This window comes from Cobetia sp. SIMBA_158 (genome assembly GCF_046566945.1).
In the GTDB taxonomy this organism is placed as follows: domain Bacteria; phylum Pseudomonadota; class Gammaproteobacteria; order Pseudomonadales; family Halomonadaceae; genus Cobetia; species Cobetia amphilecti.
Window position 1 is genome coordinate 1 of the sequence record NZ_JAWJYL010000840.1, and the last position, 248, is coordinate 248.

At 47.2% G+C, this 248-nt stretch carries 1 protein-coding gene; it reads left to right on the forward strand.

Annotated elements, in window-relative coordinates:
• Window positions 1-12: 12 nt before the first annotated feature.
• A partial coding sequence (locus R2R70_RS22195) for a translocation/assembly module TamB domain-containing protein (RefSeq protein ID WP_410979230.1) occupies window positions 13-248 on the forward strand: 236 nt, incomplete at its 3' end.

Sequence of the window (248 nt, forward strand, 5' to 3'; positions counted from 1 at the left end):
TCTGAGCCTGCAATGGATCAGGCGCAAACCTTAGCATACTTACTCAATGGACAGCCGCTAGGAGAGGGGGAGGGAGCATCAAGCAACGCTATGCTTGCCCAGTTATTACTTTCTCAAGGGGTTAGTAGAAGTGAAGGGGTTGTGTCTAAGGTAGGTGAAACGTTTGGTCTTTCTGATGTTAGCTTAAGTTCGTCAGGAAGTGGTGATAGCACTAAGGTAGAAATTTCAGGCTATGTTGCGCCTAGCTT